Source organism: Aliikangiella litoralis (genome assembly GCF_052495765.1).
Genome location: NZ_CP199292.1, coordinates 1420384 through 1431324, shown reverse-complemented (window position 1 = coordinate 1431324; position 10941 = coordinate 1420384). Strand labels below are relative to the sequence as shown.

Here is a 10941-nt window from a genome sequence, read left to right as displayed (position 1 = left end):
AAAACCGTAGTTCAGCTATGTGCTACGGTTTTGAGCTAATTGATTAGTTCTAAATGCTCTTTGTTTCCAGTGACTTTTGCTATCAATAATTTTTTGAATAAACTCAGCTCTAACTAATTTATAACGACTAATGACTTTTGAACAATCTTCTATCTTTAAGTAAAGCCCTTCCATTAATCCAGTGATATCTGTCTGAGTCGTCTCTGCTTTGTCAATCTGATTGAACGCATCCTCTGAAATAAAAGCAGATTTCCCAAGCATTGTATTCAGCATTTTTAAGGTTGGCTTCTCTAAATAGTCAATTACTCTCACTGACGAAATAAATGAAAAATCATTTAGTAATTTTTTTCTTTCAACAGTATTTAAAAATAGTTGTTGTTCTCGATCAAATAAATCAAACTCCATAAAGTAATCAGGCAGCAAGTCGTAATACATCGTATGTTTTGCATAAAGCCACTCGCCAAACAGTATATAGCGACAACTCAATAGTTTAAATAAATCGATATGATGTTCCCAAACCCATTGCTTCAACAACGAAAATTCTGGTTCGTTAGAAATATACCCTCCCCTTGACTGAATTTGAAAATCGCCTTCAGTATTAAAACAAATACCAATTTGGGTACCATCCATTTTTTCTTCAACGACTAATATTTGGCCGTTGTCTAGCAATTTATTCAAGCTTGAATACTGTTCAATATAATCACAAATATGCTTGGTTTTTGGGTATTTAATAAACATTTCAATTAACCTCCAAGCCCAAATTAATATGCTGCCAATAGCCTGTTCGATGAAAAACCTGACCTTTACTTCCGACAAAACATACTCGATGAGCTTCATTCGTTAAAGGGAATTGATACCCTTCAAATTGCTTCAAAAGAATTTCTTCTGGTACTACAAAATCTCGACTTTTATTACCCTTAAAGATATCACTTTCAGGTAAAACAAAGACTATCATGCTCACTAGTGCATGATAGTCTCTACCCAAATCGCATAAAATTTTGCGATAATCTGAACGTAAATTAGTTGCGTCCCAAACGACATCTTGTTTTTTACGTAAACAAGCTTTTAATCGCTCTTTCGCTAATTGTAAAATCTGGCCTCGTTTTTTTTGTGATGTTCGATTCCCATTAACTTCTTTTCTAATCTCATCTAGAGAAATTAACACAAAATCTTGGCAGTACGACTTAGTCCAGGTTGATTTCCCGGAGCCGCTAGGACCACAGAGAATAATTAAATTGGCATAATCACGCCTATTATTAAATGTTCTGGCAAAAGCTTCCACAGGCATTGAAATAATATTTTTTTCAATTTCATATAAAGCATGGGCATATATGTACTCTTTCTCCCTTTCACATTCAATGTTACTTTCATTATCAAATAAATTTAAAAACTCATTTTTTAAATCATGAGAAGCATTCCACACCTTATATTCTTCTGCAAACATTTTAAACTCCTCAAGATAGGTAAGCTGAGAAGTTAAGTCTGCACAAATTCTTCCTCGCATATCGGCAACTTCAAGCCAATATAACAACTCTAAATCAGCGCGTCTCGATAAAGATAAATATTCCCCCTTGTTTTTATTTTTAACCACCAACAGCTTCGGCATGTGATGCTCACCAACAAGCCCTAAGATATGCCAGACAACTTCAAACGAAAGCGCTAACGCCATTAATTTAAAAGCTAAATAAGAACGACCTATAGACTCATGTTGCGGGCAAACCGTTCTTACCACACCATTTATCTCAACTTCCTTTGTCCTGACAGTTTTCCCAACATCATGAAGTAATGCACCTAAAATCAGCATCTGACGTTTTTTTCCATTAATATGTCGCGCTTCATTCTCTAAAAGCACATAAAGCTCTGCTAGCACCATATTAGTATGAATATAAACATTTCCTTCAGCGTGCCACTCAGGATCTTGCTCTACACTTTCGAGTTGAGTAAGCCAACCAATTTTATCGCCTAAATACTCAATACACTCTGCTAAATCAGGAGTCGCATCATTGGCGAGAGAGTCGAGCCAATCATTTAGTTTCTGTGTTTTCATAAGACTCTCCCTCTATATAACTGACAATCTCTTTCTCTGGATATTGTGATCCCGCTAATTTCGATTCAACTAAATGTGGTTTCTTAGCTAAACCATTTGGCTTAATTTCACCATACATCCAATGTTGATCCGTCTGAACATGCTCAGCTCGAACCCATTTGGCCACACTGTCAGCAAAATCACTATAGTGAAACGGCTCTTCCAACCGAATAACATAACCTTCAACAATATCGGTATCAATACAAATGGACTTAATCAAAGCTCCATTCCACTCCCCCCGATAAATCACACGAGGTGAATCAATTTCCAGTACATCAAATCACTCTAAAGTATCCTTCCAACTCAAACAATCATTATCTTCATTCCAGATAGAAAACCCATAAAAATAGCTACTTAAATTTTTATAAGCAATTGAGTGTTGAGCAAATAAGTTCTCACCACAAATTCGCCAGCCTGCTGGAATATTATAAGCAATACTAGCATGAAATTTTTTCAGCCAATCTCTTGAGGGGTGATGACGACTATCAATAGAACGTGCATGCATATGATTCTTGTATAATGTCGCATTTTCACCATCCATTTTTTCAGTCACAACGACCATTCTATCTTCAAAAATTTTACTATCTACACACCGTATATCATCCCTAGTCGCGCCAGGCGACCAAGGTAAATGCGGGGTACGAGGGTATTTATATCGAGTATTCATTATCCCTACTCCTTATTAGTTGATTAATTTTTCAATTAATCACTTTTAAATTCAAAGCAACAGCTCAACAACTTTTGGTCAAAACTACTGCCTAACTTCCATTATTAACTCTGTAGGTATTACATTTTTCTTTATGAAAGATAAACTCTCATCTCCTCTAATTAACAAAAACCTTCTATTATTGGGTAATTTCAATAACATCGAGCCCTTTAAATACTCTAACAGCATTGCCTCTTTCAATATCATAATGCGATTTGTGTCTTGCACTATTAATACTTTGCTGATTTTTTTTCATGAGTTCAGATAACTTATACTCAATTAAAATCTTCGCTAGCTTTTTATTCGCATGCTGGCTTCGCTCAGACTGAACTTTCACAGATATACCAGAAGACAAATGCTTCGCTCTAACGGCTGAGTTCGTTTTGTTGACATGCTGACCGCCAGGTCCCGATGAGCGACAAGTTTCAAATTGAATTTCACTATTAACTAAAAATTTATCTTGCTGCCATATCGTACCAACAACAAACCAATTCTTACGTTTATGTTTTGGCCTGAATGGACTTTGGCAAATCCACTGAATGGTCCCCATCCAGTTTTTCGACAAGGTTAGTGCTTTATCTCCCTCAAGCTTTAACAAAACAGACTTAAGCCTATCGGTTTTATCAACAGGTTCTTGCTCTATAATACTGAATGTCACATCAAAAGCTTCAGCTTCCTGAATAAATACTTTTAACATTAACGATACCGCTAAACGACATTCTTCTGGACCTTGTGCGGCTGAAAGTTGTAGTAATATCATTAACAACCGCCTTGTGTTTTATAAGTTAACACGGGTTTAAAGCGAGCAACAGGTACGATTAAGTTCGCTTTTTGCATCACATTGATTACACTTTCAATCGACTTATAAGCTTCAGGCGCTTCTTCATAAATCAACTCCTTATTTTTACAAATCACTCGACTGCCTAAAGCCGTTCGTTCAAGATCAGATTGTTTATAACGCTTTGATAGGCGTCCTTTACAATCAGAACGTACCCACTTTCTGCCAGCACCATGAGCGAGTGAATATAAACTTTGTATGCTCCCTTTTGATTGAAGTACAGGCTTCACTAAGTAACTATAATCACCACGAGATCCCGGTATCATAACCATACCATCGTTTGATGGTGTAGCACCCTTACGATGCAACCAGCCACTTTCAGATTGAACAACAAAATTATGATTAACATCTAAGACTGCCTCTCCTTTAGCATGAAGCCGTTGTAGTATTCGGCTTGCAATCAATTCTCTATTTAATTCGGCAAACTTCAATGCATTATTATGCTGCTCTATATAACAAACAAAATCATTAGAGCCCACGTCTAACCCTTGATGACTAAACTGCTCAACGTGACGACGTAAAATACTTTCCCCAAATCCTCTAGAACCACTATGAATCAATAAAGCTAAATTTTTTTTGTCCATATTCAATAGCTCAAAATCTTCCTCGCAATAAATATCACAAACTTGTTGCAACTCTGCAAAGTGATTACCACCACCAATTGTTCCTAAAGCACGCTCAAAACCAGTTATTCCAAGTTTTTTATCAATCAAACGTTCGTCAATATACTCTTTCCAATCATCACCTAGTGGAGAGTCTATATTGGTCAGACGCTTTGCCAACTTATCTAAATTGACTTTTCTGGCTTTGACATTTGTTTTCCATAATGCCATGCCACAACCAATATCATTACCAACTAAAGCTGGATAAATTTTATTTTTTGATAAAAATACCGCGCCAATAGGATAACCTCGACCGGGATGAAGATCTGGCATACCAACAGCCCTAATAATTCCTTCAAGCTGTGCTGTTTTTTCTAGTTGCTGAATTGCTTTTCCTTCAATCCAGACATCTGAATTAGCGATCAAACTAACACTATCAGATAGTTTTTGAATATAATTGCTCATTATTCAATCCTAGATTACTTTTATCATTAGACAAAAGTAATCGATAAAATATTATTAAGTATTTAATCTTAAAAGATTAATATTTCAAATGAGCAGATCGGCTGACTAAGAGTAATTAAAGCCGAAAATAGAGCGGGGTTACTCGAAGTGTGATCTGCAAAAGACACTAACTAAATTCATTTCTTATCTCCTTTGCAGTTGGTTTGAAAAAGTAATTGACACAAGCCAATTAATTAAGTGGAGCGAAGTCTAATTTGTTATGGTTAAAAATGCAAATTTATTTTGAATGTTTTTTAAACAAAAAAAAAGAATTGACATTTTTTTGATTAAAGTTAAGATGCCGCATACTATCCATTTAAAACTTCCGAAGGAGGCAGACATGTATTCCATTGCAACTACATCAACTCAAAAAAACTGCCTCTTGAACGTAAAATAGCTAATGATATTTTATTATCTATTTTTTACTTATTAGTATTTAAATACATCGTTCAGAGACTCCCTTAATTTTTAAATAGCACCATACCAATTTTTGATGCAGTGTTAACCTGCACCATTAATAACTTTTTGGTGCGGAGAGTTTGATGAAACAACCCAATCCGTTATTAGAATATTGCCAATCAATTTGTGAGGGCGATGGTATTTCGCCTCGTCATGAAAAAAGCAAAGAAAAAAGTATAAACTACGATAATCGAAGACTTTGTCGTCAAGTTCAAAAATTATCACAGTTAGCCATATCAGAATTAGGTTTAGATAATTGGAGTATCACTCATGTAAAACAAAAACCGAATAAATCAAGTTTACTACTAATTATTGAGCCTATCGCCACAGTATCATTGAGTGATTGTGAGCATGTAATCAATTGGTTAGATACACACAAAGGAAAAATCAGAAGTATCGTAGCCAATGGAATTAATCGAAAAACAGTTCCAGCACTCACTATAAAACTAGCGGATGAGAAAGATTATGAATAAGTCACAAGCAACTTACCAACACTGGCTTAGTGAAAAGTTAAACCATAACTTAGAACGACAAAGTAAGCGTTTAAGGAATGCCAAAGATATAAAACACGTTAGGTTGATGGCCGATGCACATCTGGCAAAAGATGTTTGTGTTGGTTGTGTCATTGCAACGAGTACCTTAATTTACCCTGCCGCTATCGGGGGTGATATAGGCTGCGGCATGTTATCGGTTCCGTTTAATATAACAGCCGATCTTATTACTGATAAACAAGCACAGAAAATATTTAGTTTTCTGATAAATCATGTTCCTATTATCAAGCAAAAAAAAGCAATGTTATTAGAGAATATAAAGCAGCTTTCTTGTGAAAAACTAACGAAGTTTGCACTAAGAGAAGGCAAATATCAGCTAGGAACTTTAGGAAGAGGAAACCATTTTATTGAACTACAAACCTGCTCAACATCAGGCCAGCTTTGGTTAATGATTCATACGGGCTCTCGTATTATGGGACCAACAATTAGAGACTATCACTTAAACAAAGCCTCTCAAAAATCAGTAGGTTTAGGTTATTTGGATATCAATACTAACGAAGGACAAGCTTATTACAATGATATGCAATGGGCGAGACATTATGCCAGCATCAATCGCTTATCAATATTGGAGCGCTGTATAGAACTATTTAAGCAACTATTTTCTGTATCCATTGATGAAAGTCAAATGATTCACTGTGATCATAATCACCTAGAACAGGTTAATATAGCAGGGGAAACACTTCTGGTGCATAGAAAAGGAGCCTGTTCAGTCAAAAATGGAGAACCTGCGATTATTCCAGGAAGTATGGGAAGCAACAGCTACCATGTAATAGGTAAAGGAAATGTTGAGTCACTGTATTCCAGTTCTCATGGTGCTGGACGTTGTATGAGTAGGCAACTAGCTAAAAAAGTGATTAGTCACAATAAATTAAGCCAGCAAATGAAAGGCATTTTTTATCAAAAAGAAAAACTACATTTATTAAAAGAAGAAGCGCCAAGTAGTTATAAAAAGATAGAAACGATTATCGCTTCACAAAAAAAGCTGATAACAGTTACACGATGCTTAAGTCCAGTATTGAGTTATAAAGGAACCTGAAATTTAATTAAAATCGAAAATTAGCCCACATCGCTGTGGGCTAATCAAATCACCTAGTCAAGTAATGATACCTGCCAATAGATGTTGCTAGTTGGTTTGCCATTAATAGGTATCCACTTTTCGACCTTAATAGGACTATGAAAGATATATTGCTTCCCAACTAACTGTTCATAAACTGAATGAGTAAATCCACATTTAAAAACTCTTGTACGAGAATACCACTGAAATATTAAATCATTATCTTGTACGACATGTCGTTTTAAATACGTATTTTTGTCTAACAGCAATATTTTTTTACTAAAATTTCTATTGATTTCATTTCTTACTTTAAGCGTTAATTTTTCAATAAATGAGTTTGCATGTATATTTGTTGATAGCAAAACTAAAGGTAGACTGATAAATAAATATTTCATACTTTAAAAGGCTCTTGTACAGTTATTAAGAAGCTAGCCATAGTATTTTTAACGGTGAAATTTTATTTAAGGGTTAAAACTCAATATTTGTTTAATCTTTATGGATTTTACTTAATTTGACTAAAGCTATAATATAAACGATAGAAACAACTTATTTATTTTCAATAATGACGTATCAACTAGAGGAAAATACCATGTCTTCTCAGTGGAAACTCGCTTTTATCATATCAATTTTTATGTCATTTAGTGGTTGTGGAGGCTCATCATCAAGTGGCACGCTATCCACTCCACCGTCTTCGGTAACCGAAGTTAACTGGAGTCCTATCTCAACAGACAGTTGGATTGTTGGTGATGCAACGGTTGAAAACTTTGATGTTGAAAAAATTAATGCCGCCTATGTTAATGCAGCTAACTCTAATGTGTTAAATAGCTTATTAATTATTCGTAATAACAAATTAATCGCTGAAGCCTATTTTAAAAACACCACAGAAAATACATTAATGCACGAACGCTCAGTTACCAAAACAATTATAGCAATGCTAATAGGTATAGCCATTGAAGAAGGTTTTCTTACAGGACTGAACCAATCAATTGGTCGTTTTTTTGAAACTGAATATCCTGATTTATCATTGGTTAAAAAAGATATTACTTTGCTTCACTTGCTCACAATGACAAGTGGATTTCAATGGAATGAAAGCCAAGACTCGGAGTATATTAATTGGGCTAACTCAAGTGATCCGCAAGGGCATTTATTAAATCGAAATATGACTTCTAATGCAGGTGAGCAGTTTAACTATAACTCTGCAGCAGTTCATTTATTATCGGTTATTTTAACCAAATCAACTGGTATGAACACACTTGAATATGCTAAACAGAAACTTTTTGAGCCCTTAGGAATTAATCAAATACGTTGGGAAATATTAGCCGACGGTTATTATAATGGCGGTGCGGGGTTAGAATTACGTTCAATTGATTTAGCTAAAATAGGCTTATTGCTTCATAACAATGGTCACTGGGAGCAGCAAATGATTATTCCTGAAAGCTGGGTACAAGCAGCAAAATCCCAACAAATATCATTCCCACCTAGCGATCCTCCCATGGTTATTGATGGCTACGGTTACTTATGGTGGTTAGGACATGCTAATAATCATCAACTAGAATTAGCCTGGGGGTGGGGGGGTCAGTTTATTGTGACTATACCAGACAAAAACATGGTACTTATTACCAATTCAAAATGGCAAATAAACGGTGCTACTGCGCGCTCACAATATAGTACTATTTTCAATATTTTAGTGAATGATATTATTGCCGCGGCGAATTGATTTTATATAATCAAAAATTAAAGTGAATGCCAATATACGGCATTCACTGACTATAACTATTTTTTGTTAATAATATTCCAAAAGCATTTTATAACTTTTACTTTACCCTTTAAAAGTCAATAAAGGTTTCATTTTGGCTACAGGAGTTACTATTTTATTTTTAACTTGAACAGCAATAACATCCTCAATATTGTTATAAGCAACAGGCGCTTCTTCAACAATACGCTCTTCTTTCAAAGTAACGCAGTCGATACACCCTACGCCCAAATCTTTACCATCTCTATTAAGCCTGAACATTTCATGACGCGATTTAGCTCTCCCCGCACCATGTGAAGCTGAACACAAGTAGTCTTCATTTCCTAAACCTTTCATCAAATAAGATGAATGCCCCATCGAACCGGGAATAAGAACAGGTTGATCTTTATGGGCTGGTGTTGCTCCTTTTCTATGGATAAAACTTCCCTTTTCATGAGTGACAATATTGTGTGGTCCATCATAAACCAATGACATTTCAATATTACTACCAAAAACTTCTCTTATTCGTCGCCGAACAATCTCAGCTAAAAGTAAACGATTCAAATTAGCGTAATTGGCAGCAGAGTTCATCGCTACTAGATAATTTTTTGCTAGTTCACCATATAGTGGAAATATTTTATTCTCAGGATATTTATGCTTCGTAGGCCAAGCTTTCTTCGCTTTATCAATCCAATAATTTCCAACATACTGCCCTACTCCACGTGATCCTGTATGTATCATAACAGCAATTTGGTTTTTCTTAATTCCCCAAGAAAAAGCTTGCTTACCATCATATACATCATCTAACAGTTGAAACTCAACAAAATGATTACCGCCACCTATTGTCGCTAAAGCAGCATCACGAACAACTTCACGTTTATCAGTAATTAAGTTTTCAGGTACCCAGTGATTGCTACCAGATTCACTTCCAAGTTCAAAGACGTTCTCTAACTCTTCTTCTAACTGATTAATATCTGCAAAACGCAAATCACCTAAAGGCTTATTTTTTACTTTATCCAACCAGCCTAATAAACCATATTGAAAAAGTGCTTTAAAACTCGAAGTCGACATAGGTAGATCACGGCTACCTAATAATAAGTCAGCTCTAAGCTTCTTAACTAATAGCAACTTTTTAGATTGCCACTGCTCAATTTCTATATCTGCAACATGTAACCGCATTCCACAATGAATATCAGTTCCTATTGCTTGCGGAATAATAAAGTTATTACTAGTAGAAACAACAGCTCCAACAGGAACAATTGATCCTGCATGAAAATCAGGCGTTGCCTTCACTGTATTAACAACTCCTCCTTGGGGGTGATAAACACCAGCAAAATTAATAAGTTGTTTAAGCGCTTTATTGTCTAAAGGGAAATGCTCAGGTAAGAGAACTTCTATTGGAGGAAACTTACTATCATCAACTTTTCCGATTTGATAAACATTATTATTTTTTAAAATAGTTAAACCTTGCTTATGCAAAGCTTTAATTAGACGTTTGAGTGAATGACTCATGACTGTCTCCATTGCTCGATAGCACTCTTTAAAAAGTACAATGATAACTATCGCCAAATATTAGCGAAATTCGAGCAAGATCAGCAGCCAGAAAGGATATCTTGCGATGTGAGTGGGACTATATAGTAAAGAAGTGTTTATTTCAACATTTAAAATTATTAGTTCTGCACTTCTTTTACCTTTTTAAAATATACCTTTGGTACATAGCAAAAGCTTCTCTATCCAGTCGCTGACTAAATACTTCTAAAAAAGAAAATTTTTTCCTATTTGCATCATAGGTACATAATAAAAATAAACTTATCGTAATAGCAGTGTTTGGCCAACTACTTAACTCCCACTGATATTTCCAGGTTAAACCCAAACTACTATCTAGTGGATAAAAGTAGTAAATTGGCCAGTGGTATCCATCAGGCCCCTTAGAGCCAATAACATCACATGTTATGTGTAAGTGAATCAAAAAAAATGAAAATAGAAAGACTTTAACTTTTTGATTTTTTGCAATAAAACTAAGCAAGGTTGAGAAAAACATTGCAGAGAATATATTATGTCCCAAATAATGATGGTATTGATAATATAAGTTTGTAACACCTGTTATTTTATCAATAATAATACCGAAACCATCAATATCAGGGAGCACACCAGAGAGCGTAACCAGAACTCTCTCTCTTCGTTGATAAAATATTTGTGCGCTACCAAGCCAACTCATCATCAAGTGAGATCCAGGAGCCATACTCTTATACTCTTCCAAATATAAAGAGTATTATAGAATAGTATTAACGCACTTTTAGGCAATATGGGTTATTTTTCTTGGCTGCTTTTTATCCCTCTTTATAATAGGTTAAATACTAAAGTAAAATTTAGCTATAAAATGCAAAGTATGACTGCATTGATTAATAA

At 35.0% G+C, this 10941-nt stretch carries 11 protein-coding genes; 3 read left to right on the top strand and 8 right to left on the bottom strand.

Annotated features, from left to right (window positions below; genetic code table 11):
* Positions 1-15: 15 nt before the first annotated feature.
* From ACT5E3_RS05985 to ACT5E3_RS05960, 6 genes are all read right to left on the bottom strand, one after another.
* Positions 16-738 carry an RNA ligase family protein gene (locus ACT5E3_RS05985; RefSeq protein WP_444997400.1) on the bottom strand — a complete coding sequence of 241 codons (723 nt, stop codon included), beginning with the start codon at positions 736-738 and terminating at the stop codon, positions 16-18.
* Position 739: 1 nt separating this feature from the next.
* Complete coding sequence (locus tag ACT5E3_RS05980) at positions 740-2047, bottom strand: AAA family ATPase (protein ID WP_444997399.1); 1308 nt, start codon at positions 2045-2047, stop codon at positions 740-742.
* Positions 2025-2306: a hypothetical protein gene (locus ACT5E3_RS05975; protein WP_444997398.1), complete on the bottom strand. Its 282-nt coding sequence runs from the start codon at positions 2304-2306 to the stop codon at positions 2025-2027. Before ACT5E3_RS05975 ends, ACT5E3_RS05980 begins: the two co-directional genes overlap by 23 nt.
* Before the next feature lie 60 nt (positions 2307-2366).
* A complete protein-coding gene (locus ACT5E3_RS05970) occupies positions 2367-2753 on the bottom strand; it encodes an RNA ligase family protein (RefSeq protein WP_444997397.1) in 387 nt (128 codons plus the stop codon).
* A gap of 178 nt (positions 2754-2931) precedes the next feature.
* A complete protein-coding gene (gene prfH / locus ACT5E3_RS05965; RefSeq protein ID WP_444997396.1) occupies positions 2932-3552 on the bottom strand; it encodes a peptide chain release factor H in 621 nt (206 codons plus the stop codon).
* Positions 3552-4697 (bottom strand): RNA ligase RtcB family protein, encoded by a 1146-nt coding sequence (locus ACT5E3_RS05960; protein ID WP_444997395.1) that lies wholly within the window; start codon positions 4695-4697, stop codon positions 3552-3554. The genes prfH and ACT5E3_RS05960 overlap by 1 nt, the downstream gene beginning before the upstream one ends.
* 581 nt (positions 4698-5278) lie before the next feature.
* Between ACT5E3_RS05960 and ACT5E3_RS05955 the strand changes: the two genes are divergently transcribed.
* The 3 genes from ACT5E3_RS05955 (at position 5279) to ACT5E3_RS05945 (ending at position 8517) form a co-directional block, all read left to right on the top strand.
* Complete coding sequence (locus ACT5E3_RS05955; RefSeq protein WP_444997394.1) at positions 5279-5668, top strand: hypothetical protein; 390 nt, start codon at positions 5279-5281, stop codon at positions 5666-5668.
* A complete protein-coding gene (locus ACT5E3_RS05950; protein ID WP_444997393.1) occupies positions 5661-6782 on the top strand; it encodes an RtcB family protein in 1122 nt (373 codons plus the stop codon). Before ACT5E3_RS05955 ends, ACT5E3_RS05950 begins: the two co-directional genes overlap by 8 nt.
* Positions 6783-7389: 607 nt before the next feature.
* Positions 7390-8517, top strand: coding sequence for a serine hydrolase domain-containing protein (locus tag ACT5E3_RS05945; protein ID WP_444997392.1), 1128 nt, complete (start codon positions 7390-7392; stop codon positions 8515-8517).
* A 102-nt stretch (positions 8518-8619) separates the two neighbouring features.
* Here the strand turns inward: ACT5E3_RS05945 and ACT5E3_RS05940 are convergent, their stop codons facing one another.
* Positions 8620-10044: an RtcB family protein gene (locus ACT5E3_RS05940; RefSeq protein WP_444997391.1), complete on the bottom strand. Its 1425-nt coding sequence runs from the start codon at positions 10042-10044 to the stop codon at positions 8620-8622.
* 175 nt (positions 10045-10219) lie between these two features.
* Positions 10220-10774, bottom strand: coding sequence for a metal-dependent hydrolase (locus tag ACT5E3_RS05935; RefSeq protein ID WP_444997390.1), 555 nt, complete (start codon positions 10772-10774; stop codon positions 10220-10222).
* Positions 10775-10941: the final 167 nt, after the last annotated feature.